Source organism: Cupriavidus ulmosensis, from assembly GCF_977008105.1.
The window spans coordinates 2,251,087-2,274,537 of record NZ_CDRMWP010000001.1; the positions used below are offsets into that span (position 1 = coordinate 2,251,087).

Genomic DNA, 23,451 nt, shown 5'->3' on the forward strand with positions numbered 1-23,451 from the left:
ACAAGGCAAGAAGCAAGCCCGGCGCGCGCGGCCGCGATCGGCGCCGTTCGCGACCCTGTTCGCGGCCCTGTTCGCAACCCTTTCCGGCCTTTCTCGCGGCCATCCGTGGTTTCGCGCGGCAACGTCGCCGCCATCGCGCGGCGGCTGCGGGCACAGCTTGTTGAATCGCTGTTGCGCCGGCAACAGCGGACGCGCGCGCCTGCGGCGAGGGAAAACGGCGAGCGCGGCGCACAGCCGCGCCGGGGGCGGGAAGAACATGATTCGGGATGGGGGCCGGCCGTGGGACATCGTGGCGCAAGCCGCCACGGACCGGCCGGCTTGCCAGGCTCACACGATAGCCGAGCGGCACGCCGCGCCGAAGCGCGCATTTCGTCTATGCATAGAGGCACGGTCCGCATATGGGTATGCGAACACGGATGCGGCGCGCGTGGCGGCGCCCAGGCGGGCGCGGATCAGCCCTGCGCGGCCGGGTCGAAATGCACGGCGAGCCAGACCGAAGGCTGCGCCGCGTCGGTCCACGCCACGCGATGGCGGCAGTGCGCGGGCAGGTGCAGCCAGTCGCCGGGCAGCAGGCGGCGCGCCTGCGCCTCGCCCTCGATGTGCAGGCCGGCGCTGCCGCTGAGCAGCAGCACCCATTCGTCCTGCGCGCTGTCGTACCAGAAGCCGGGCGGACTGGCCTGCCCGTTCGAGACGATGCGCTCGATCTTGAGGCCGGGGCGCGCCAGCAAGGCGTCGAAGCGCTCGGCGGCGCGGTCCGCCGGCACGTCGGCCAGAAGATTGCCGTGCGGCACGCCGCCGGCCGGCTCGTTGGTGGTGTCCATCATCATCTCCGCACTGGCCGGCGGCGCCGGCCTCCGCCATTTTGCCGGTTTGCGCCGGCGCCGTGCGTGACGGTGGCGACGACGGTGACGGCGCGGCGCTCAGCGGCCCGGCAGATGCGGCAGCCCTTCGTTTTCCGCCAGCATGAGCTGGTGGGCCTGGCGGGCCGACTTGTTGAGCTGGGCCTGCGCCGCGACGCGCAGGCCTTCGAGCCGGGTCAGTTCCCGGCGCACCTGCTGCTGGCGCGCGTTCAGCGCCTGCTCCTGCAGCGCCACGCGCTGCAGGTCGCTGCGCAGCCGCTCCGCCCGTTGCTCGGACTGCTCGAACAGGCGCGCGAGATGCGCGTTGCGGGCCTTGACCAGCGCGCAGCGCGCCTCGCCCTCGGCCCAGCGCCGCGCGCGCTCCTCGAAATGGGCGAACACCGATTCGCTGGTCTCGTGGTCGGGACAGGCCATCACGCGCCACGGCGAGCCGTCCTGGTAGAGCACGGTGTAGAACACCATCTCGGCGGCGTGGAAGAACAGCACCACCGAATAACCAAAGCTGCGGAACACGCGGAATTCCGTCAGCGCGTCCTGCTCGGCAAGCCGCTCGAAGCCGGCGATGTCCGCCACCTTGACGGCGCGCGCGCCCGGCTGGGCGGCTGACGCCACCGGCATCAGGCGCGGGAACTGGCGCTGGCCTTCGCGCGCGTCGGCCTGGCCCGGAGCGGGCTGCGCCGGTCCGATGATGGCGTCGATGGCGTCGATGGCATCGGCCGCGTCCAGGGTGTCGATATTCTCGACCGCCCCGGCGGCGGCGCCCGCGAGCGCTTCGCCGAGGATCTGCCTCAGCGTGGACGGCTCGTCGGCGTCCACGTCCATGTACGGTTCGGCGATCTGCTTCACTGGAGCTCCTTGCGCGCGATGGAGGATGGGCCAGGCGGGCGTCAGTCCCACTGCCGCTGCAGCGCGCAGCGCTGCTGGCTTGCCGCGACCGCCTTCTGTTCGCACTCGGCGACCACCCGCAGCGTGGCCTCCTGCAGCAGCGAGCCCTGCGTCAGCACGCTGGCGAACGCCTTGAGCTCGTCGAGCGAAAGGGAAACGGGGAGGACTGGTTCTTCGCCCATGCTGGCCTGCCGAAGTTCGATCGTTCCAGCATAGGGGAGGCGGCGCGGCATCCAGCCGGACATTAGCGGGGGAAAGACGGCGTTATTCGGCCATTGCGCGCGGGATGTGCGGCTTGTGGCATGCGTGGGCGGCGAGGCGCCGATTGCCGCTGTGCGGCTTTCTCCCCTCGTCCGCCCTTAGTCCCCCGACCCGGGCGCCAGCACGTCGCGCGCGCCGTTGCGGCCCATCGGCGAGACCAGGCCAGCCACTTCCATCTGCTCGATCAGGCGCGCGGCGCGGTTGTAGCCGATGCGCAACTGGCGCTGCACGGCCGAGATCGAGGCGCGCCGCGTGTTGAGCACGAAGGCGGCGGCTTCGTCGTAGAGCGGGTCGGCCTCGGCGTCGCCGCTTTCGCCGAACAGGTCGGCCGCGGCCGCTTCGCCGGGGTCGCCGGCGAGGATGGCTTCGTCGTAGTCGGGCTCGCCGAACTGCTTCCAGTGCTCGACCACGCGGTGCACTTCCTCGTCGGCGACGAAGGCGCCGTGCACGCGCTGCGGATAGCCGGTGCCGGGCGGCAGGAACAGCATGTCGCCCTGCCCCAGCAGGCTCTCGGCGCCCATCTGGTCGAGGATGGTGCGCGAGTCGATCTTGCTGCTGACCTGGAACGCCACGCGCGTGGGGATGTTGGCCTTGATCAGGCCGGTGATGACGTCCACCGAGGGCCGCTGCGTGGCCAGGATCAGGTGGATGCCGGCGGCGCGCGCCTTCTGCGCCAGGCGGGCGATCAGTTCTTCGATCTTCTTGCCGGCCACCATCATCAGGTCGGCCAGCTCGTCGATCACCACCACGATCAGCGGCAGCGTGCGCAGCGGCTCGGGCGCGTCCGGGGTGAGCGAGAACGGGTTGGGCACATGCTCGCCGGCGGCCTCGGCGGTGCGGATCTTCTGGTTGAAGCCGGCCAGGTTGCGCACGCCCAGCGCGGACATCAGGCGATAGCGCTTTTCCATCTCGCCCACGCACCAGTTGAGCGCGTGCGCGGCCTGCTTCATGTCCGTGACGACCGGCGCGAGCAGGTGCGGGATGCCTTCGTAGACCGACAGCTCCAGCATCTTGGGGTCGATCATGATCAGGCGCACGTCGTCGGGCGTGGCCTTGTAGAGCACCGACAGGATCATGGCGTTGACCGCCACCGACTTGCCCGAGCCGGTGGTGCCGGCCACCAGCAGGTGCGGCGCGCGCGCGAGGTCGGTCACGACCGGGTTGCCGGTGATGTCCTTGCCCATCGCCAGCACCAGGTTCGAGCTGTGCGCGAGGAAGGACGAGGCGGCCACGATCTCCGACAGGCGGATCATCTGGCGCCGCGCGTTGGGCAGTTCCAGCCCCATGCAGGTCTTGCCGGGAATGGTCTCGACCACGCGGATCGAGGTCACGCCGAGCGCGCGCGCGAGGTCCTTCATCAGGCCAACCACCTGCGCGCCGCGCACGCCCATCGCGGGGTCCACCTCGAAGCGCGTGATGACCGGGCCGGCCGAGGCGCCGACCACCGACACCGGCACCTTGAACTCGGCCAGGCGCTGCGCGATCAGGTTGCCGGTTTCCTGCAGGCGCTCTTCGCTGACCTGCTCGATGTCGGCGGTGGCGGCCTCCAGCAATTCAAGCCGCGGCAGGCGGTAGTCGGCGATGCGCGCGGGCGCCGGCGTGACGGCGATGGCCTGCGAGGGCGGCAGCGCGGGCGCGGCGGCGGCGCCAAGCGGCACGGTCTTGCCGACCACGGCGGGCAGCACGATGCGCGGCTTGGGCGCGGACGCGGCGGGGGCGGCGTGGGCGATTTCCGGCTCGGCGCCGGACCGGGAGTCGGCGGCGGCGCTGCCGGGCTGCGGCTCGGGCAAGGATGCCGCTGCCGGCTCGGGTGCGCGTTCGGTTTCGGGGGGCGGTTCCGGTGCTGCTGCGGCTTCCGCTTCCGGTTGGACGTTGGCTTCCGGGCTGGCTTCGGCTTCGGTTGCTGTCCCGCTTGCTGTCCCGCTTGCTGCCTCGTTTGCCGTTTCGCTTTCCGCGCCGGCGTCCGCATCGGCCTGCCCGGCCGGCTGGATCTCCGCCACGGCGGCATCGGCAGCCGGCAGGGCTTCACCGACCCCGGCGGCCTCGCCGGAAGACTCGACCAGCAGGTTGGCATCGAGCACGTTGTCGGCGCCCTCCTCCGTGCCCGCCTCGGGGCGGACCGCCATTTCCGGTTCCGGTGTTTCCTCGTCGTCGGCAAGCAGGCTGGCGTGGAGCGATTCGGCGAGGCCGTCCGCGGGCGCGGCGGCGGCGGGGATCACCACGTCGTCGACCGCATCCGGGGCCTCGGCCACGTCAGCGGCCTCGCTTGGCGCAACCGCCGGCGCATCCGGCGCGGCGGCCGTGCGCGGCACCGGCGTGCCGGCGGCCAGTGCCTTCAGTTCGGCCATCAGCGTCTCGGCTTCCAGGCGAATCTGCGCCAGCGTGGCGCGCCGGGCTTCGTCGTCGGCATCGTCGGCATTGGCGGCATCGGCTGCGGCATCGGCGGCCGGGATGGCCACGTCGCCCGCGGACAGCACGGCGACCGGCTGCAGCGTTTCGGGCAGCGCGGGCGCGGCTTCGACCACCGGCGCGTCGCTTTCGGCCACCGCCACCTCGCTTTCAGGCGCGGCGGCGGCTTCCTTCTCTGGCTGCGCCGGGGAAGTCTCCGCGAGCATCGCGGCCGGCGCTTCCTGCGCGACGGCAGCTGGCTCGACAGTCTCCTGCGGCGCTGGCGGCGGCGCTTCCTTTGCAGCGGCCGGAGCGACCGGGACAGGCCGCTGCGCCGGCGCAGCGGCCTCGGGCAGCGTGGTGATGGCCGAGCGCGGCGTCAGGTTCGGCTGGCGGAACGGGCTGCTGACCACGGTCGCGCGCGGCGCGCCGGCGGCGGGCAGGCCCACGGCGGCGCGCGCCTGCGCGACCGCGGCGGCGCGGCCGGCGGCGCGCGTGGCATCCTCCGGCCGCACGGCCGGGCGTTCCGGCGCCGGCCGGGCGGGCACGCGCGCGGCGGGCGCGGGCGCGGCAACGGCTGGCGCCGCGGGTTCGGGCGTGACCGGGCCCGGCGGCGCGGCCTGCTGGAGCCAGATCTCGCCCGGCTGCGGCGGGGAGCTGCGCGTGCGCGCTGGCGGCTGCCAGACCGGCTGGCGCCGCGCCGACACCGCTTCGATGCCCTTGTGGCGCGGCACGTAATCCACCGCGCCCGGCATGGACGCATGCGTGGCGCCGAGGCGGGCGGCCTCGCGGCTGTCCGGCTCGCGCACGGTGCGCGCGGGCGCGCGTGGCGGCGCGACATCTTCCTCGTCCGGTTCGAGCGCCTGCGGCTTGCGCGAGAACAGGCTGCGCCAGGTCTCGCCGAACACCATCGGCGCGGCCAGCGCGAGCACCCCGAGCATGACCAGCAGGCTGGCGCTCCAGCCAAGCATGCCGGTCAGCAGCCCGCCGAGCGCGCGCCCGGCGCTGCCGCCCGACGTGCTCGCCGCCATGCCGCCCTCGCCCGCGGCGCCCGTGAGGGCTTCCAGCGAAGCGCTCGCGCACAGCACGATCAGCGTGCCCACCCAGACGCGCAGCGAGCCGCGCCCGCTGAAGAACCGGCGCTCGCCGGCGAGCAGGCGCGCCACCGTGCGCCACAGCAGCGGCAGCAGCCACAAGGTCGAATAACCGAACCAGCCAAAACCCATTATCGAAACGCCATCGTCAAATACCTCGGGCAGCGATTGTAGCGGGTCTGCGCGCCGCGGCGCCGTGCAAGATGCGCGGCCGTGGCGGAATCCCCGCAGTCGCGCGCCGGCGCGGCGGGGGCCGCGGCGCGCATGCGGACCTGCCCGCCGCGCGGCATGTGCGCTACTATGGGCGATGCCCGCCACGGCCCGACCGGCCGCGGCCTGACCCACACGCAGCCGAACCCCGGGCGCCCGCCGCCGCCGAGCCAACCATGCAGACACGCTACGCCGGACTGTCGGCACTGGTGGTCGATGACCACCCCTTCCAGCTGCTGGCGGCCGAGCAGTTGCTGAGCCAGCTCGGCGTCGCCGACATACGCTGCGCGTCCGACGGGCGTGTCGCGCTCGACCTGCTGGCCGCGCGCAAGTTCGACCTGGTGCTGTGCGACATCGAGATGCCGGGGATCAACGGCCCGGCCATGATGGACGAGCTGACCCGGCGCGCCGGCCAGGCCTTCGTCGGCGCGCAGCCGCTGTGGGTATGGGTGTCGGCGCTGGAGGACGACATCATCGATTCCCACGTGAGCCTGGCGGACTCGGTCGGCCTGGCCCACGTGCGCGCGGTCCACAAGCCGATCTCCGCCGTGGTGCTGGAGGAAATCCTGCAGGACGCGCTGGCGCGCGACCTGACCGCCGCGCCGCCGATGGCCGCGCTCGACCAGCCCGACGATGCCGACCTGCTGGACGCGCTGCAGACGCCCGGCGCCATCTTCATCATGCTGCAGCCGCAGTTCCATATCGTCAGCGGCAAGCTGGCCGGCGCCGAGGCGCTCTGCCGCTGGCGCCATCCGTCGCTGGGGCTGGTGCGGCCCGACCTGTTCGTGCCGCGGCTGGAAATGCTGGGCAAGGCCGATGCGGTGTTCCAGCTGGCGGGGCAGCAATGCCTGTCGGTGCAGCGGCAGTTGCTGGCGCGCGGCGTACGCATCGCCCTGAGCATCAACGCCTCGGCGCAGACGCTGTGCCGGCCGGGCGTGCTGGACGCCTTCGATGCGATGGTGGAAGCCAGCGGCATGCCGCGCCAGTTGCTGATCATCGAGCTGACCGAAGGCTATCCGGTGCCGGACCCGCGGGCGCTGTCGATCGCGCTGAACCGGCTGCGGCTGCTCGGCTACGGCGTGGCGATCGACGATTTCGGCATCGGCATCGCCACCCTCAAGCTGCTGGCCGACCTGCCCTTCACGCAGGTCAAGCTGGACCGCTCGTTCGTGGTGGCGCTGCCCGGCAACAGCCAGCGCGCGGCGATCTGCCGCAACATCATCAACCTGGCGCGCGACCTCAAGCTGGAATGCGTGGCCGAGGGCATCGAGACGCCCGCGCAGCGCGACGCGCTGCAGGCGCTGGGCTGCGACCTGGGCCAGGGCTACCTGTGGTCGCCGGCGCTGCCGCCCGACATGTTCGTGGCCGAGACCCTGGGCCGCTGGACCACCTGAGCCGCCGCGCGCGGCGGCGTCAGTTCCAGCGCCCGGCGATGCCGCCCACGCTCAGCCGCCCGGCGCCGAGCAGCAGCACCGCCAGCGCGCTGGCCAGGTACATCGCCTGCAGCTCCAGCGCCCAGCCGCCGGTATCGTTGACCAGCCCGAACTGGCTGGTATGCACCAGCGCGATCGCCACCACCATGTTGACGGCCACGACCAGCGCCGCCAGGCGCGCCCACAGGCCCAGGATCAGCAGGACCGGAGCCACCACTTCGCCGACATAGACCAGATAGGCCACGGCCGACGGCAGGCCGGCCTGCGTCACCACCTGGGTGACGAAGCCGGGGCCGTGGATCAGCTTGGACACGCCGTGGAAAAGGATCAGCGCGCCGAGCACGATGCGCAGCACCGCCTTGCCGAGGTCCTGGGATGTCTGGGTTCCGCTCATGGTCGTCACTCCTTGTCCGCTCTTGTTCGCGCTCTTGCACGGTATCCGAAACGCCGGCTGCCGCCGGCGGGGCCAGCCAGCCCATGCGCCTTTCGCGCCACGCCGGGCGCCTATGTACCTTAGTGCGCGGCACCGTGAAGGTAAAGCCACAAGTTGCGGGCGCGCCGCGGCGCGGGAAAGGCCGCCCGGATCGGGCCGCGGGCGAGGCCGCCCGCCAGGCCGGGAGCAGGCGGATCAGGCCGCGCCGACGGGACGCCGGTGCATGCCCGGCTGCTGCAGCTGCATGCCGGCCTTGCGCGCGGTCTCGGGCAGGATCTCGGCGAGGAAATCCAGGAAGCGCCGCAGCGCCGGCGGCATGCCCTTGCGCGACGGAAACACCGCGTGCAGCGTGCCGACCGGCGTGATCCACTGCGGCAGCAGCAGCTCCAGCTCGCCGCTCTCGATGGCATCGCGGCAGAACATGCGCGGCAGCATGGCCACGCCGATGCCGGCGATGGCCGCCTCACGCAGCAGCGCGAATTCGTCGGTGATCAGGCGCGGATCGTAGGCGATGTGCATGGCCTGGCCGCTGTCGCAGGTCAGCGTCCAGACGTGCTTGCCGTCGTGCGGCTTCTGGTTGACGCCGGGCATGCCTTCCAGCGCCTGCGGCGTGCGCGGCCGGCCGATGCTGTCGAGCAGCGCCGGGCTCGCCACCAGCATGAGCGGGCTTTCGCCGAAGTTGCGCACCACCAGCGAGGAATCGTCCATCACCTCGCGCACCCGCAGCGCGAGGTCGAAGCCTTCGCCGATCACGTCCACGCGGCGGTTGGTGGCCTCGATCTCCACCCGCACGCCGGGGTTGGCCTGCATGAAGCGGCCGATCTCCGGCGCCAGCAGGCTCTGCGCGATCGCCACCGGGCAGCTCACGCGCAGCGTGCCGCCGGGCTGGTCGCGCGCCTGCTCGATGACCTCGCGCGCGCCTTCCGCCTCCGCCAGCATGGCGCGGCAGCGTTCGTAATAGGCCTCGCCGATCGGCGTCACGCGCACCTGGCGCGTGGTCCGGCGCAGCAGTTGCACGCCCAGTTCGCGCTCCAGCTGGGCGATGCGCCGGCTCAGGCGCGACTTGGGCACGCCGCTGGCGCGGCTGGCGGCGGAAAAGCTGCCGTGCTGGACTACCTGGGCAAACAGCGAAAGATCGTTCAGGTCTTGCATCGTCGTGACGGCCTCTTGCAGTGGCTGGGGGCGGCGGACCGGGGTTTCCGGGATGTCCGCGGGCCGGTCGTGCGTTCCGGCACTGGAACAATAATTTCTATTTTGCACCACTACCGGCATCAATGGCGGACCGCTATCGTTCGCTTCACCTAATCCCGAAACACCGATCCACCTGTGGAGCTGAACATGAACATCCTGCAAATCGACTCGAGCGTCCTGGGCGGCCATTCCGCTTCCCGCAGCCTGACCGCGCAGGTCGTGGCCGACCTGCTCGCCAAGAACCCCACCGCGAAGCTGACCGTGCGCGACCTCGACCAGGACGCGCCCGCCCACCTGTCCGGCGCGCTGCTGCCGGTGCTGGGCGGCCCCAAGGATGGCCTCGACGCCGTGCAGGAAGCCGAACTGCAGCGCACCGAAGCCTTCCTCAAGGAATTCCTGGAAGCCGACGTGCTGGTGGTCGGCGTGCCGCAATACAACTTCGGCATCCCCAGCCAGCTCAAGTCGTGGATCGACCGCATCGCCCAGGCCGGCCGCACCTTCCGCTACACCGAGAAGGGCGCCGAAGGCCTGGCCGGCGGCAAGCGCGTGATCGTGGTGTCGTCGCGCGGCGGCGTGCGCGCGGACGCTTCCGCGCTGGACCTGCATGAGCAGACCGTCGACGTGGTGTTCCGCTTCCTCGGCATCACCGACATCACCTACGTGCGCGCCCACGGCCTGGCCTTCGGCCCGGACGCCCGCGAAGCCGCCCTGGTGGCCGCGCGCGGCCAGGTGGCGGCGCTCAACGACGGCGCCCCGCTGGCCGCCTGACCCGGCCCCCGCGGCGTGGCGCCGCCAGGGGATGCGCAAGACAGGACGCCCGCCCGCGATGCCGCCGGCGGGCGTCCTGCGTTGTGGACACCGGCGCCGGGCCGGCCCGCGCTGCGCGCCTGTCTCCCGGCCCGGCCCGCCTTGCTGCAGGACGCTCGCCGGCTGTACCTGCCGCGCATTTCAGGTCTATGATGGTTCCGGACGCGCCCGCTTTGGGCGCGGATCCCCAGGGGCAAGCCCGCACAGCCAGGCAGCACGGGCCCGGGCAGCGGCCTGCCCGCCCTCCACCAGCCACGGCCGGCCGCATGCGCGGGCCGCCCCGCGGCAGACGCCACGTCCGATCCGGGAGCCCGCATGTCTTCTGCCCTGCTGCCTGCCAGCGCGCTGCATCCCCCGCACGAACCCGCCCTGCTCGCCCAGTACCGCCACGTGCGCGCGGCGACCGAGGCGATGGTGGCCGACCTCACCGACGCCGACGCCACCGTGCAGTCGATGGAAGACGCCAGCCCGGCCAAATGGCACCTGGCGCATACCACGTGGTTCTTCGAGGAATTCGTGCTGGCGGCGCGCCTGCCGGACTACGAGCCGGTCGACGAGCGCTACCGCTACCTGTTCAACTCCTATTACGAAGCGGTCGGCGCGCGCCACCCGCGCCCGCGCCGCGGGCTGCTCACGCGGCCGTCGCTGGACGAGGTGCTGGCCTACCGCGAGGCCGTCGACGAAACCATGCTCGGCCTGCTGATGCACGCGCAGACCGATGCCGAGGCCGCGCTGATCGAGCTTGGCCTGAACCATGAGCAGCAGCACCAGGAACTGCTGCTGACCGACATCCTGCACCTGTTCGCGCAGAACCCGCTCAAGCCCGCCTTCGCGCCCGAGCTGCTGGCGCCGGTGATCGCCGACCCGCGCCCGGCCGCCGAGTGGCTGCGCTTTGCCGGTGGCGTGGTCGCCATCGGCCACGACGGCGACGGCTTTGCCTTCGACTGCGAAGGACCGCGCCACAACGTGCTGCTGCAACCGTACCAGTTGTGCTCGCACCCGGTCAGCAACCGCCAGTGGTTCGAATTCATCGAGGACGGCGCCTACCGCACCGCCGGGCTGTGGCTGTCGGACGGCTGGCGCTGGATCAACGAGCAGGGCATCGAAGCGCCGCTGTACTGGGAAGAGCGCGAAGGCACGTGGTGGCAGATGAGCCTGCGCGGCATGCAGCCGGTGGACCCGGACAGCCCGGTCACGCATATCAGCTTCTACGAGGCCGACGCCTTCGCGCGCTGGGCCGAGCGCCGCCTGCCGACCGAGGCCGAATGGGAACACGCCGCGCGCAACCTGCCGGCCACCGGCAACTTCGCCGAAGGCCGCGTGCTGCGCCCGCTGCCGGACCGCCAGAATACGGCCGGCGCGCTGCGGCAGATGTTCGGCGACGTGTGGGAATGGACCGCCAGCCCGTTCCAGCCCTATCCGGGCTTCCGGCCGGGCGCCGGCGCGGTGGGCGAATACAACGGCAAGTTCATGTGCAGCCAGATGGTGCTGCGCGGCGGCTCGTGCGTGACGCCGGAATCGCACATCCGGGCGAGCTACCGCAACTTCTTCTATCCGCACCAGCGCTGGCAGTTCACGGGGGTGAGGCTGGCCGACGATGCGTAGGCGCGGCGGCCGGGTGCCCGGCCGGCTGCATCCCTAGTTCGCGCCCTTCCGCGGCGCCGGCGCCTCCATCGGCGTCTGCGGATACAGCTTCTGCCAGCGCGACTTCAGTCCGCTGGCGATCTCCGGCTGGTTGTAGCGCTCGGCGAAATCGATCACGGTCATGCCCTGCTGGTTGCGCAGCCGCATGTCCGCGCCCTCGTCCAGCAGCAGCTTGACCGTCTCGATGTGGCCGCCGCGCGCGGCCATCATCAGCGGGGTGCTGCCGTTGGGGCTTTCGGCGTCGATGTAGGCGGCGTGGTCGACCAGGTACTTGACGATCTCGTTGTTGCCGTTGGTCGCCGCGTAGTGCAGCGGCGTCCAGCCGGTCTTGTTGATCTCGACGTCCATCTGGTCGACCATCAGCTTGACCATGTCGAACTCGTTCTGCAGGCTGGCCATCATCAGCGGCGTCTCGCCGGCGGCGTTGGTCTTGTCGAAATCGATGTTCTTCGCGCGGATCAGCACCGCCGCCACCTTCAGCGACTTCTCGCGCAGCGCCACCACCAGCATCGGGTTGCCCTTGGCGTCGAGCCCGTTGGGATCGACCCCGCGCGCGAGCAGCTTCTGCGTGGCGCTGGCATCGTCGAATTCCACCGCCTTGCGCAGGTCGTCGGCGGGCGTGCCCCAGGCGGCGCAGCCGGCCAGCAGGGCCGCGCTCGCGGCCAGGCATCGCAGTGACTTCATGTTAAGCATGAGAATTCCTGTCTATATGCTTGAAAAGGCGGAAGAAATTATCGGTCGTTTGCTCCGCCAGCTGTGCTACGGGAATACCGCGCAGGTTGGCGATGAACTCGCCCACGTGGCGCACCCAGGCCGGCTGGTTGGTCTTGCCGCGATACGGCACCGGCGCCAGGTAGGGCGAATCGGTCTCGATCAGCATGCGGTCCAGCGGCACCTTGCGCGCGGTTTCCTGCAGCTCCACGGCGTTCTTGAAGGTGACGATGCCGGAGAACGAGATATGGAAACCCTGGTCGAGCGACTGGCGGGCGATCTCCCAGCTCTCGGTGAAGCAGTGCATCACGCCGCCCGCGGCGCCGGCGTCTTCCTCGCGCATCAGGCGCAGCGTGTCGTCGGCCGATGAGCGGGTATGGATGACCAGCGGCTTGCCGGTCTGCCGCGCGGCGCGGATATGGGTGCGGAAGCGTTCGCGCTGCCATTCCATGTCGGCGATGCTGCGGCCGTTGAGGCGGTAGTAGTCGAGCCCGGTCTCGCCGGTGCCGACCACGCGCGGGTGCGCGGAGAGCGCGAGCAGGCGCTCGAGCGTGGGGTCCTCGCCTTCCTCGTAGTCGGGATGCACGCCGACCGTGGCGTAGAGGTGCGGATGCTGCTCGGCCAGCGCCAGCACGCGCGGGAAGTCTTCCAGCGTGACCGAGATGCACAGCGCGTGCGTGACCTGGTTGGCCCGCATGTTCTCCAGCAGCTCGGGCAGGCGCGCGGCCAGGTCGGGGAAATCTAGATGGCAGTGGGAATCGACAAACATGGGGGACGGTATCCGGATAGCGGCGCCGCCATCGGGCCTGGGTTCGGCCTGGGGCGGCGCCGCCTGCCATTGTATCCGGTCGCACCCCGCTGCCCGCCGCCGGACGTTCCGTTTCAGCCGGCCAGCGCGATGGCGGCGCTGGCATGGCCGAGCGTGACCGGCGCGTCGCCGAGCAGCAGGTCGCCGCAGGCCGAGTCGGCCAAGTCGGCCAAGCCGGCCATATCGGTGGCCGCCGGTGGATCGGCCGGCAGCAGGCGGTGCCGCAGCAGCGCATGGGCCAGCAGCAGCCGGCGCGCGTCGGCGCCGGGCTGGCTGGCTTCCCAGGCCATCAGGATGGCGGCGCTGGCATGGTAGAGCGCGCTGGCGGCCCGGCGGGTGTCGGCTTCGCGCGCGCCGTCGGCCGCCGCCGTTCCGGCCAGCGCGGCGGCGCGCTGCCAGGCCTGCCACAGGGCCTGGCGCAGCGGCGCGGGCATGTCGGCCTGCTCCAGACGGGTGGCCAGCAGCGCTTGCAGCGCATGGTGCGCGCGCGCCTTGCCGACGGCCTGCCGGATGGCGTCCAGCGCGTCGATATTGCCGGTGCCCTCCGGCCACGCGCCGACAGCATCCTCGACATGGCCGCCGCCGCCGCGCACCGCCATCGCGCCGCCGGCCACGGCGACGTGGTCGCGGCCGGCGCGCACCCGGATCAGCGGCGTCAGCAGATGCACCGCCTGGCGCGCGCCGCCATCGCCCTCGCCGGCGCGCCGCATGGCGTCGGCGGTGGCCATCACCATCGACAAGGCGGCCTCCGTGGGCACCATCAGCTTGAGCAACTGGCGGCGCAGCAGCGGATCGCCGATGACCTCGCCCCCGAACGCGCCGCGGTGCCGCGCGGCCTGCAAAGCCTCGTTCAGGCTGCGGCGCATCATGGCCGCGGCGCGTACCGCGTGCGACATGCGCGACAGGCCGGCCAGTTGTTTCGTCACCGGCCCGAGGCCCTGGTCGAGCGCGCCGACCGGATAGGCCAGCGCGCCTTCGAGCCGGACCTCGCCGCCGGCCACCGAGCCCCCGAGGCGGACGATGCGGCAGCCGTTGCGGCTGCCATCCTCCAGCCGGCGCGGCAACGCGAACAGCGCCGGCCCGCGCGTGCCGGCAGGCACGCCTTCGGGCCGCGCCAGCAGCAGGGCCACGTCGGCATCGGCAGGCGGGCAGAATCCCTTCTCGCCGTACAGGCGCCACTGCCCGCCCGCCTCGCGGGCCACGGCCTCGATGGCGCCGGCGTCCGGACCGCCCGCCATCTCGATCGTCCCTTTCCACAGCACGGCCGGATCGGTCGCCAGCATGCGCGGCAGCAGCCACTGCTGCAAGGCCGGGCTGCCGAATCCGCGGATCAGGTGGATTGCGGCGTCGGTCGCGCCGACCGCGCACATCCGGGCGGCCCCGGACTGCGCGAACAGATACTGGAAGGCGTACCTGGCCGCCGGCGAGAGCGGCGCGCCCCAGCCCAGCACGCCGGCGCGGTGGCTCATGGCGTGGAGCTGGAAATCGCCGCGGGCGATGTGCTCCATCTCCTGCCAGGCCGGGTGGTATTCGATCCAGTCGTGGTCCTCGCCCAGGCGCGTGCGCGCGTGCAGCACCGGGCCGTGCCCGGCGGCCACGGCCGCCAGCGCGTTCAGCCGCCCGCCAGCCAGTTGGCCCAGGCGCCGGAAATGCGGCAGCAGGTGGCGATGCTCGGCGGCCGGCAGGTAGATCGCCAGCAAGTCCTGCACGCTGCGGTCGAGCGCGAAGAAATCGAGGCCGGCGCAGTCGGGCGCCAGATGGCGGGCGCCGGTTCCGGCATCGGCCGGGCGAGGGCTGGTGGATTCGGCGTCGCTGGCCTGGAACGGCATCGGGGTCTCCGGCGGGGAACGATAGGGGATTGGCGGCCAGGCGCGCGCCGGATCGTGGCCGATCATGGCCGATCGTGGCGAATCGTGGCGGAGGGGCGTGCAAGGCACGGCGATGCGGGGGCGGGGGCGGCTGGGCCGGAAGCCATTCTGGGCGGCGGGCGTTGCGCCGTCCAATCGCGTTTTTGGCACGATCGAGATGGGGATTCAATCAATCCCCGGCCCTGCATGGCGCGCGGGCGGTCGCGCGACTTCGCCGCGGCGGGAGGAACCGCGGATACCACCGGCCGCCAGGCTGGCGGCGCGGGTGGCCGGGATGGAGAAGGCGGAGAAAGCCGCGGGAGGCGCGGCCGGCCCGGGCTAGCCTGCCGGCTTGGTCAGGTGCCGGCCAAGAATCACGAGATCGCGCTCGATGCCGTCGAGCACGGCCACGCGCGGCAGGTGGCCCCAGCGCTCGAACCCCAGCGAGGCGAACAGGCCCAGGCTCGGCGCGTTGTGGCCGAAGATGAAGCCCAGCACGGTGTGCACGCCGATCTGCGGCGCATGGGCGATGGCCTGCTGCAGCAGGTGCCGGCCCAGGCCCTGGCCGCGGCTGCCGGCATCCAGGTAGATCGAGACCTCGGCGGTGGCGCCGTAAGCCGGGCGGCCATAGAAATCGGAGAAGCTGAGCCAGCCCGCCATGCGGCCCGCGCCGTCTTCCGCCACCCACAGCGGGCGGCGCGCGGGCGGATGGGCATCGAACCAGGCCTGGCGCGACGCCACGCTGACGGGCTCGGTGTCGGCCGTGACCATGCGCGAGGCGACCGTGCTGTTGTAGATGGCGACGATGCCGGCCAGGTCGCGCGGCTGGGCGTCGCGCACCGTGAAAGCGTTTTCACTCATGTTGTTGCTTCTTCTCTGACTGCTTGTAAATCAATGGCCTGGACGCGAAACCCGATGTTTCACCTGATGTTTCACCCGATGCTCCGCCCGGCAGGCCCGCCGGTCTTGCCTACAGCGTCTGCGTGGGCCGGCTGGACTCGATGGCCTTGCCCAGGATCTCTTCCACCGCGCGGCGCAGGTTGCGGCCGTTGTCGTCGTCCGGCAGGTGGATGCCGATGCCGGGCGTCTTGTTGGGCGTGCCGACCGGCGTGATCCATGCCACCTGCCCCGCGATCTGGTATTTCTGCGGCCGGTCCAGCAGGGACAGCACGAGGAATACCTGCTCGCCCAGCCGGAACGGCCGGTTGCTCGGCACGAAGATGCCGCCGCGCTGCAGGAACGGCATGTAGGCGGCGTACAGGCCCGCCTGGTCCTTGATCGAAAGCGAAAGCACGTTCGGCCGCGAAGCCGCGCCCGGCACCGTCGCCGCGCCGATCCCGCCCGCCGTGGGCGCGCCCACGCCGGCGGCGCCGGGCACGCCCGGGCCCCGGCTTCCTGTTGCTGCTGTACTCATGACTGACCCCTTGTTGCTGACCGTGGCCTTCAGGCCTTATCGGTATGACTAACGGACACCACCCGGCAAACACAAGCAAGATGACTGCTAGGCCAACTACTGAAACATCTGCCGGTATTCCAGGAACACCGCTTCCATCACCAGGCGCGCGGCCAGCGGATGGTTCTCGCTGCGCCGGTGGTTCACCAGCCGCGCCAGGAAGGCCTGCAGCCGGTGCGCATCGGTAGCCTGCGCGCAGCGCGCGACGGCGGCCTGCTCGCGCGGGAAATAGCGCGGCGCCTGCGCCGCCGCCAGGCACGCCGACAGCAGATCGTACGTCCAGCGCTGCAGGATGCCAAGCACCGCGGGCACCGGCATCTTCTGCACATGCTCGGCGGCGCCCAGCGCGTCGAAGCCGGCACCACCGCCAAGCTGGCTCACCAGCCAGCGCTGCAGCGGCTGTTCCTCGGCCTCGGCGGCGTGCAGCGCGGTCAGCGGCGAGCCGCCGGCCAGCGCCAGTTGCGCCTCGGCATCGCCCACGCCCTGCCCGCGCAGCCACGCCAGCGCGTCGGCCTGCGTGGGCCGCTGCACGGAAAACTGGCGGCAGCGCGACAGGATGGTCGGCAGCACGCGGTCGAGCCGGTCGGTGACGAGCAGGAACACGGTCGAGGGCGGCGGCTCTTCCAGCGTCTTGAGCAGCGCGTTGGCGCCCTCGTTCTGCAGCGCGTCGAGCGGGTACACCACCACCAGCCGCAGGCCGGCGCGATGGGTGCCGATGCCGACGGTCTCGATCAGCGCCCGCACCTGCTCCATGCGGATGACCTTGCTGGGCGCCTTCTTCTTGCCGCTGTCGTCGGTCTCGGCGTCGCCGGCGGCTTCCAGCGCCTCGGGGCGGACCACGGTGAAATCGGGATGGTTGCCCTGGCTGAACCAGTGGCAGGCCGCGCACGTGCCGCACGGCTGCCCGTCGGCGCGCGGCGTGTCGCACAGCAGCCCCTGGGCGAAGTGCAGCGCCAGGTCGCGCTTGCCGATGCCTTGCTGGCCGTGGATGAGCAAGGCGTGCGGCAGCCGCTCGCGCAGTCCGTTCAGCCGTTGCCAGTCTTCTGTCTGCCAGGGATAAAGCATGCGAATCAAGGAGTTAGGGAGTGATCTTCATCCACTGCATGGAGCGCTGCCGGTGGTATCAGCCTGCCATGATAGTGCCGCCGAATCAAAGCGTTGCGAGAATTTTCTCAAGTTCGGTCTGAATCTCGGCGATGGTGCGCGTGGCGTCGATCACGCGGAAGCGCTGCGGCGCCTCCGCCGCGCGCCGCAGGTATTCCTGGCGCGTGCGCGCGAAGAAGGCGCGCGACTCGGCCTCGAACTTGTCGGGCTCGCGCGCGCCGGCCAGGCGGGCGCTGGCGGTTTCCAGCGGCACGTCGAACAGCAGCGTCAGGTCGGGCTGCAGGCCGTCCTGCACCCAGCCTTCCAGCACCTCCAGGCGCGCGCGCGGCAGGCCCCTGCCGCCGCCCTGGTAGGCGAAGGTGGCGTCGGTGAAGCGGTCGGACACCACCCAGTCGCCGCGCGCCAGCGCGGGCTCGATGACTTCGGCGATGTGCTCGCGGCGGGCGGCGAACATCAGCAGCGCCTCGGTTTCCAGGTGCATCTTGCGATGCAGGAGGATCTGGCGCAGGTCCTCGCCCAGCGGCGTGCCGCCGGGCTCGCGGGTGGTGACCACCGCCGCGCTGCCGGCCAGGCGCGCGCGCAGGCGCTCGGCCACCCACTCCACGTGGGTGCTTTTGCCGGCACCGTCGATGCCCTCGAATGTGATGAATTTTCCGCGCATGGGAGAGACTTATTTGCCGCGCTGGTACTTGTCGACCGCGCGGTTGTGTTCGGGAAGCGAGTTGGAGAAATAGCTGCTGCCGTCGCCGCGCGCCACGAAGTACAGCGCGTCCGACGGCGCCGGCGCGGTCGCCGCGGCCAGCGAGGCCAGCCCGGGCAGCGAGATCGGCGTGGGCGGCAGGCCCGCGCGCGTGTAGGTATTGTACGGGGTGTCGGCGAGCAGATCGCGCTTGCGGATATTGCCGTCGAAGGCTTCGCCCATGCCGTAGATCACGGTGGGATCGGTCTGCAGCATCATGCCCTTCCTGAGCCGGTTGACGAATACCGCGGCGATCATCGCGCGCTCGCCCGGCTGGCCGGTTTCCTTCTCGACGATGGAGGCCATCACCAGCGCCTCGTAGGGCGTCTTGTACGGCAGGCCGGACGCGCGCGCGTTCCAGGCGTCGGTCAGGCGGCGCTGCATCGCGCGGTAGGCGTGGCGATACAGTTCCAGGTCGCTGCTGCCGCGCGCGAACAGGTAGGTGTCCGGGAAGAACATGCCTTCCGGGGCCGGCTCGGGCGCGCCGATGGCCTTCATCAGCTCGGCGTCGGACAGGCCGCGGCTGTCGTGCTTGAGCGCCGGATGGGCGTCGACGGCGGCGCGCATCTTGCGGAATTCCCAGCCTTCGATCACGGTCAGGACGTAGTGGGTGACTTCGCCGCGGGCGATCTTGCCGAGCACCGACAGCGGCGAGGCGCCGCGCGCGAACTCGTAGCCGCCGGCCTTGAGGTCGGCGCCGTGGCCGGTCAGCCGCGCCAGCAGGGCGAACAGGCGCGCGTCCATCGGCACGCCGCCGCGCTGGATCTGGCGGCCGACGCTGGCCACGCTGGAATTGGGCTTGATCACCACTTCGACCGGCGTGGCCGGCAGTTCGAGGGGGCGGTTGGCCCACCAGGCGAAGGCGCCGGCCGCGGCGATCGCAAACACCAGCGCGGCCAGCAGCAGCCGCAGGAAAATACGTTTCATGTAGGCAGAAGGTAGCGGCGCCGCGTGCGCCCGCGCGCACCGCGGCAAAGACGGCGGCGCGCGGCAGGGGCCGCGGGCGCGCCGGCTGAAATGGCGACAGCCCCATATAATACCGGGAGCCTTGCGCCGCCACGAGCGCGCGCCGCCTGCCGCACCCGCCATCCGGCGCGCCCGCGCGTGCCGTCCGTCCAGATACGTGCCACAACGAGCCAGATTCCTGCCATGAACTCCCCTGCTCCCGACCTTGCCACCCAGTTCGAAGCCGCGCGCCAGGGCGGCGTCGTCTGCCGTCCCGCGCACCTGGGCCTGATCCGGGTCGCCGGCGAAGACGCGGCCAGCTTCCTGCACACGCAGCTGACCAACGCCATCGACGATCTCGGCGCCGGCAGCGCGCGCCTGGCCGGCTATTGCTCGCCCAAGGGCCGCCTGCTCGCCAGTTTCCTGGTGTGGCGCGACGACGAAGGCATCGTGCTCCAGATCTCGGCCGACCTCCAGGCCGCCATCCAGAAGCGCCTGAGCATGTTCGTGCTGCGCGCCAAGGCGCGCCTGTCCGACCTGACGCCGGCCGTCGCGCTGCTCGGCGTGGCCGGCCCCGGCGCCGCCGCCGCGCTGCGGGCCGCCGGCCTGCCCGCGCCGGACGCCCCCTGGCAGGCCGCCGCCGCGGCCGGCGCCACCGTGATCCGCCTGCCCGACGGCGACGGCCTGCCGCGCTGGCAGATCGCGCTGCCCGCCGAGCAGGCCGCGGACCGGCAGGCCGCGCTGGCGGCCACGCTGGCGCCGGCCGACAGCGCCGTGTGGGACTGGCTGGAAGTGCGCTCCGGCGTGCCGCGCATCGCCGCGGCCACGCAGGAACAGTTCGTGCCGCAGATGATCAACCTGGAGCTGGTCGGCGGCGTGAGCTTCCGCAAGGGCTGCTACCCGGGCCAGGAAATCGTCGCGCGCAGCCAGTACCGCGGCACGCTCAAGCGCCGCATGTGGCTGATCCACGGCGAGGGCGAAGCGCCGGCCGCCGCCACCGAGATCTTCCGCCCCGAGGACCCCGCGCAGCCGTGCGGCATGGTGGTCAACGCCGCCGCCGCGCCGCAGGGCGGCTGGGACGGCCTGGCCGAACTGAAGATCGACGCCGCCGCCGGCGCGCTGCACCTGGGCAGCGCCACCGGCAGCCCGGTGCGCCCGGGCGAGCTGCCCTACGCGGTGCCGGTCGGCGAGGCCGCCTGAGCGCCGGCGCGCCGCAAGACACAGGCAGGACCATATGAGCGATCACCTTTACGTCTATTTCCGCGTGCCGGAAACCCTGGCCGAAGAGGCGTTGCCGCACTGGCACCGCTGGATGGAGACCGTTGCCGAAGCGGGCGGAATTGGTGGTACGCTCTTACGCAGGCCGGAGACGCGCAACGGCATGCAGACCTGGATGGAAGCCTACGCCGACGTGCCGCCCGCCTTCGACATCCTGCTCGACGGGCTGTGGCGGCAAAGCGGCCTGCAGCGTTTCCTCGGCGGCGAGCGCCAGAGCGAGCGCTTCGTCGACCTGGACCAGCTTTGAGCCCCCTCTGAACCGGCCTCGCGGCACCAGGCCGCGAACGGACAGGCAGTGAACGAAGTGAATGCAGCAAATGCAGTAAAGGAAGCACTATGTGCCTGATTCTGGTCGCCTGGCAGTCTCACCCTGACTACGCCCTGGTGGTGGCCGGCAACCGCGACGAGTTCTACGCCCGCCCCGCGGCGCCGGTGCACTGGTGGGAAGACGCCCCGCAGGTGCTGGCCGGCCGCGACATGGCGGAAGTGATCGGCGAGCCGGGCACCTGGATGGGCCTGGCCGGCGACGGCCGCTTCGCCGCCCTGACCAATTACCGCGCGCCGTCCGAGAAGCGCACCGATGCCCGCTCGCGCGGCGAACTGGTGGCCGGCTTCCTGCGCGGCGACAGCGACCCGCACGCCTACCTGGCCGGGCTGGCGCCGCGCGCCGGCGTCTACAACGGCTTCAACCTGCTGACCTGCGACCTGCGCGAGCTGTGGTGGTACAGCAACCGCGGCAGCCGCGGCGCGGCGGCGCAGCCGCAGCGGCTCAAGGCCGGCCTGTACGGCTTGTCCAACGCCCTGCTCGACACGCCCTGGCCCAAGGTGGTCAGCCGCGTCGGCGCGCTGGCCGAGACGCTGGCGGCCGACACCGGCCAGACCGGCGCCAGCGCCGAACCCTACTTCGACCTGCTGGCCGACACGCGCCAGGCGCTGGACTTCGAGCTGCCCCGCACCGGCGTCACGCCCGAATGGGAACGGCTGCTCTCGTCCGCCTTCATCCGCTCGCCCAGCTACGGCACGCGCGCCAGCACCGTGCTGCGGGTACGCCACGACGGCCGCTTCGAGCTGAGCGAGCGCAGCTTCGATGCCAACGGCCGCACCGGCGAAGTCTCCTACCGCGGCCGCCTGCGCGTGTCGCGCGACGCCGGGCAGGTGCCCGCGCCCTGAGACCCTGAGACCCTGAGACCCTGAGCCCGGGGCGCCGCGCCGGCGCCCGCTTCCTTCCGTTCAGTATTGCCGCGCCTGCAGCCCCCAGGGCTGCAGCGCCGCGCCGAGCGCGCGGATCGCGGCCGGGTCGTTGCGCACGGCCAGCAGCCAGGCGGGATCGCCGCGCCCGAGTTCCAGCAACTGCATGCCGTGCGGCGCCAGTTCGCGGTTGAGGTGCGCCAGGTAGAGCGCCGCGGGCTCCATGTCGAAATCATCGTCGTCGCCGCCGAGCGGGATGCCGTCCTCGTCGTAGAGGCCGTCCACCTCGAGGCTGGACACGCGCGCCGCGCGCAGCACGGCCAGCCCCGCCACGGCGCCGGCGCCGTGCGTGCTGAATTCGCGCCAGTCCACCGCCACCAGGCAATGCCCGGCCAGCCAGGGCACGAGCCAGGCCGGCAGCAGCGCGGCCCCGGCCGGCGGATCACCGGCCGGCGCGGCGGCGGGGTCGATGGCGGGGATGGCGTCGGCAAGCGCCCGGAGCAGGCGGGAACGGTTCTCTGGCATGGTATGAAGCGCGGTCGGGGGCCGCCGCAAGGTCGGGAATGACGCGGCGGAAAAAAGAAGACGGCGATGATACCGCTTCCTCGGGCCGCTTCCGCCAACCGCCGCGGCAGCGCGCGCGAAGCTGCCCGGTTCCATGCCGACGACCGAGCGGCACGGCTGCTGGCCAGGCCGCTGTTCCCGCGCGCGTAGCGCCGCCGCGCAGTGTTGCTCAGCGCCGCTCAGCGCAGCGACTTGCGCATCTCCACGTGCGGAATGCCGACTTCCTCGAACGGCTCGCCGACCGGCGCGAAGCCCACGCGCGCGTAGAACGGCGCCGCGTGGCTCTGCGCGCTCAGCACCAGCTCGGCATAACCAAGCTCGGCCGCCTTGTCCATCAGCGCCGCCAGCACCCTGGCGCCCACGCCGGTGCCGCGCGCCCGCTTGAGCACCGCCATGCGCCCGATATGGCCGTCGGGCAGCAGGCGGCCGGTGGCCAGCGCGGTGCCATCCTCGGCCACGGCCAGCGCGTGCCAGCTCGGCTCATCCCATTCGTCCCACTCCATCTCCACCGGCACGCCCTGCTCCTCGACGAAGACGGCGTAACGGATGGCGCGCGCGGTTTCGCGCGCTTCGGACCAGGGGACGAGGCGGATGGAGATGGTCATGATGTGTCGTGAGCAGTGCTGGGGGAAAAAGTGCCCCGGAGAAAGCCCGGCGGGGCGGTCGCCATGATACCGCCGGGAGGGGGCGGCGGCATGGCGGGCGGCCGTGACCGGGACGGAAGAGACGGCGGGTCGGTCGGGCGCGCCGGGAAATTTCCCCAGCCATCCGCTGGCCGTCAATCTCTGGCGGCTCCGGGTAATCCCCGATCACCATCCTCGCCACAAAATTTGTATGATGACCATATCACCAAACCACTTGGCCCCTCCGTGTTCCAGAAAGTCCCCGCCCGCGCGCTGACCGATACCGTCGCAGAACAATTGCTGGAGAAGATCAACGACGGCGCCTTCGCCCGCGGCGACAAGCTGCCGACCGAGGCGGTGCTGTCGGAGGAATTCGGCGTGAGCCGCACCGTGATCCGCGAGGCCATCGCGCGGCTGCGGCATGAGGGGGTGGTGGAATCGCGCCAGGGCAGCGGCGTGTTCGTCACCGAGCAGGCCGGCATCCGGCCGCTGCGTATCGACTACACCGATACGGCCACGCTGGAATCGGTGCTGCAGATCGTCGAGCTGCGCCGCGCGATCGAGGCCGAGGTGGCGGCGCAGGCCGCGCGTTGCCGCACCGACGCGAGCATGGCGGCGATCGACGCGGCGCTGGCGCGCATCGACGCGGAGGAAGCCGCGGGCGGCGATGGCGTGGCGGCCGACGTGGCCTTTCACCGGGCCATTGCCGGGGCCACCGGCAACCCGTATTTCCTCAAGACGCTGGCATTCCTGAGCCAGTACCTGGAAACCGCCACGCGCGTGACGCGGACCAACGAGGCGCGCCGCGCGGATTTCTCGCGGCAGGTGCGCGAGGAGCACCAGTCCATCGTCGCGGCGATCCGCGCCGGCGACGCGCTGGCCGCGCGCAACGCGGCGCAGACGCATATGTACAACGCGGCGCGGCGCCTGTCGCAGGGCAGTCAGCCCGGTCCCGACGAGACCGCGCGCGGGCCGTCCAACTGAT

General features: G+C 71.8%; 23 protein-coding genes. 7 read left to right on the plus strand and 16 right to left on the minus strand.

Features of this window, described 5'->3' with window-relative positions; all coding sequences use genetic code 11:
- Positions 1-452 precede the first annotated feature (452 nt).
- From ACWTPI_RS10275 to ACWTPI_RS10290, 4 genes are all read right to left on the minus strand, one after another.
- Positions 453-821, minus strand: coding sequence for a cupin domain-containing protein (locus tag ACWTPI_RS10275; RefSeq protein ID WP_059412735.1), 369 nt, complete (start codon positions 819-821; stop codon positions 453-455).
- Positions 822-920: 99 nt separating this feature from the next.
- Positions 921-1,706, minus strand: a complete 786-nt coding sequence (locus tag ACWTPI_RS10280) for a DUF2968 domain-containing protein (protein ID WP_454731620.1) — start codon at positions 1,704-1,706, stop codon at positions 921-923.
- Between the two features lie 41 nt (positions 1,707-1,747).
- Positions 1,748-1,927, minus strand: coding sequence for a hypothetical protein (locus ACWTPI_RS10285; protein WP_059412737.1), 180 nt, complete (start codon positions 1,925-1,927; stop codon positions 1,748-1,750).
- A 177-nt stretch (positions 1,928-2,104) separates the two neighbouring features.
- Positions 2,105-5,620, minus strand: a complete 3,516-nt coding sequence (locus ACWTPI_RS10290) for a DNA translocase FtsK 4TM domain-containing protein (RefSeq protein ID WP_454731621.1) — start codon at positions 5,618-5,620, stop codon at positions 2,105-2,107.
- 254 nt (positions 5,621-5,874) lie between these two features.
- On the opposite strand from ACWTPI_RS10290, the gene ACWTPI_RS10295 reads away from it, so the two are divergent.
- Positions 5,875-7,092: an EAL domain-containing response regulator gene (locus ACWTPI_RS10295; RefSeq protein ID WP_020201563.1), complete on the plus strand. Its 1,218-nt coding sequence runs from the start codon at positions 5,875-5,877 to the stop codon at positions 7,090-7,092.
- Positions 7,093-7,111: 19 nt separating this feature from the next.
- Here ACWTPI_RS10295 and ACWTPI_RS10300 read toward each other — a convergent pair whose 3' ends face one another.
- The gene (locus ACWTPI_RS10300; RefSeq protein WP_454731622.1) at positions 7,112-7,525 is read right to left on the minus strand and encodes a DoxX family protein; all 414 of its coding nucleotides are present in this window, start codon (positions 7,523-7,525) and stop codon (positions 7,112-7,114) included.
- A 234-nt stretch (positions 7,526-7,759) separates the two neighbouring features.
- Complete coding sequence (locus ACWTPI_RS10305) at positions 7,760-8,716, minus strand: LysR family transcriptional regulator (RefSeq protein WP_059412740.1); 957 nt, start codon at positions 8,714-8,716, stop codon at positions 7,760-7,762.
- Positions 8,717-8,902: 186 nt separating this feature from the next.
- On the opposite strand from ACWTPI_RS10305, the gene ACWTPI_RS10310 reads away from it, so the two are divergent.
- Positions 8,903-9,523, plus strand: a complete 621-nt coding sequence (locus ACWTPI_RS10310) for an FMN-dependent NADH-azoreductase (protein WP_454731623.1) — start codon at positions 8,903-8,905, stop codon at positions 9,521-9,523.
- A 354-nt stretch (positions 9,524-9,877) separates the two neighbouring features.
- Positions 9,878-11,167, plus strand: coding sequence for an ergothioneine biosynthesis protein EgtB (egtB, locus tag ACWTPI_RS10315; protein ID WP_454731624.1), 1,290 nt, complete (start codon positions 9,878-9,880; stop codon positions 11,165-11,167).
- 33 nt (positions 11,168-11,200) lie between these two features.
- On the opposite strand, the gene ACWTPI_RS10320 is transcribed toward egtB, so the two are convergent.
- The 8 genes from ACWTPI_RS10320 to mltG all read right to left on the minus strand — a co-directional run bounded on the left by ACWTPI_RS10320 (position 11,201) and on the right by mltG (position 18,795).
- Positions 11,201-11,899, minus strand: a complete 699-nt coding sequence (locus ACWTPI_RS10320; protein ID WP_063826814.1) for an ankyrin repeat domain-containing protein — start codon at positions 11,897-11,899, stop codon at positions 11,201-11,203.
- Complete coding sequence (locus ACWTPI_RS10325) at positions 11,892-12,686, minus strand: TatD family hydrolase (RefSeq protein WP_454731625.1); 795 nt, start codon at positions 12,684-12,686, stop codon at positions 11,892-11,894. The genes ACWTPI_RS10320 and ACWTPI_RS10325 overlap by 8 nt, the downstream gene beginning before the upstream one ends.
- 113 nt (positions 12,687-12,799) lie before the next feature.
- The gene (locus ACWTPI_RS10330; RefSeq protein ID WP_454731626.1) at positions 12,800-14,554 is read right to left on the minus strand and encodes an acyl-CoA dehydrogenase family protein; all 1,755 of its coding nucleotides are present in this window, start codon (positions 14,552-14,554) and stop codon (positions 12,800-12,802) included.
- Positions 14,555-14,911: 357 nt separating this feature from the next.
- Positions 14,912-15,433 carry a GNAT family N-acetyltransferase gene (locus ACWTPI_RS10335; protein ID WP_020201571.1) on the minus strand — a complete coding sequence of 174 codons (522 nt, stop codon included), beginning with the start codon at positions 15,431-15,433 and terminating at the stop codon, positions 14,912-14,914.
- A 109-nt stretch (positions 15,434-15,542) separates the two neighbouring features.
- The gene (locus ACWTPI_RS10340; protein WP_052165794.1) at positions 15,543-15,986 is read right to left on the minus strand and encodes a PilZ domain-containing protein; all 444 of its coding nucleotides are present in this window, start codon (positions 15,984-15,986) and stop codon (positions 15,543-15,545) included.
- A gap of 96 nt (positions 15,987-16,082) precedes the next feature.
- On the minus strand, positions 16,083-17,090 hold the full coding sequence (locus tag ACWTPI_RS10345) for a DNA polymerase III subunit delta' (RefSeq protein ID WP_020201573.1): 1,008 nt from the start codon (positions 17,088-17,090) through the stop codon (positions 16,083-16,085).
- A gap of 85 nt (positions 17,091-17,175) precedes the next feature.
- Positions 17,176-17,790: a dTMP kinase gene (gene tmk, locus ACWTPI_RS10350; protein WP_020201574.1), complete on the minus strand. Its 615-nt coding sequence runs from the start codon at positions 17,788-17,790 to the stop codon at positions 17,176-17,178.
- A gap of 9 nt (positions 17,791-17,799) precedes the next feature.
- Positions 17,800-18,795 carry an endolytic transglycosylase MltG gene (mltG, locus tag ACWTPI_RS10355; protein ID WP_020201575.1) on the minus strand — a complete coding sequence of 332 codons (996 nt, stop codon included), beginning with the start codon at positions 18,793-18,795 and terminating at the stop codon, positions 17,800-17,802.
- 222 nt (positions 18,796-19,017) lie between these two features.
- On the opposite strand from mltG, the gene ygfZ reads away from it, so the two are divergent.
- The 3 genes from ygfZ (at position 19,018) to ACWTPI_RS10370 (ending at position 21,261) form a co-directional block, all read left to right on the plus strand.
- Positions 19,018-20,013 carry a CAF17-like 4Fe-4S cluster assembly/insertion protein YgfZ gene (ygfZ, locus tag ACWTPI_RS10360; RefSeq protein WP_454731627.1) on the plus strand — a complete coding sequence of 332 codons (996 nt, stop codon included), beginning with the start codon at positions 19,018-19,020 and terminating at the stop codon, positions 20,011-20,013.
- A gap of 34 nt (positions 20,014-20,047) precedes the next feature.
- Positions 20,048-20,338 (plus strand): DUF4936 family protein, encoded by a 291-nt coding sequence (locus ACWTPI_RS10365; protein WP_020201578.1) that lies wholly within the window; start codon positions 20,048-20,050, stop codon positions 20,336-20,338.
- Positions 20,339-20,427: 89 nt separating this feature from the next.
- On the plus strand, positions 20,428-21,261 hold the full coding sequence (locus ACWTPI_RS10370) for an NRDE family protein (RefSeq protein ID WP_020201579.1): 834 nt from the start codon (positions 20,428-20,430) through the stop codon (positions 21,259-21,261).
- Positions 21,262-21,321: 60 nt separating this feature from the next.
- Here ACWTPI_RS10370 and ACWTPI_RS10375 read toward each other — a convergent pair whose 3' ends face one another.
- Together ACWTPI_RS10375 and ACWTPI_RS10380 are read right to left on the minus strand one after the other, a co-directional pair.
- Positions 21,322-21,804, minus strand: coding sequence for a hypothetical protein (locus tag ACWTPI_RS10375; protein WP_454731628.1), 483 nt, complete (start codon positions 21,802-21,804; stop codon positions 21,322-21,324).
- Between the two features lie 218 nt (positions 21,805-22,022).
- Positions 22,023-22,448, minus strand: coding sequence for a GNAT family N-acetyltransferase (locus ACWTPI_RS10380; RefSeq protein ID WP_059412751.1), 426 nt, complete (start codon positions 22,446-22,448; stop codon positions 22,023-22,025).
- A gap of 264 nt (positions 22,449-22,712) precedes the next feature.
- Here ACWTPI_RS10380 and ACWTPI_RS10385 point away from each other — a divergent pair, with 264 nt between their 5' ends.
- Positions 22,713-23,450 carry a FadR/GntR family transcriptional regulator gene (locus ACWTPI_RS10385; RefSeq protein WP_029043299.1) on the plus strand — a complete coding sequence of 246 codons (738 nt, stop codon included), beginning with the start codon at positions 22,713-22,715 and terminating at the stop codon, positions 23,448-23,450.
- The last annotated feature ends 1 nt before the right edge of the window (position 23,451 follow it).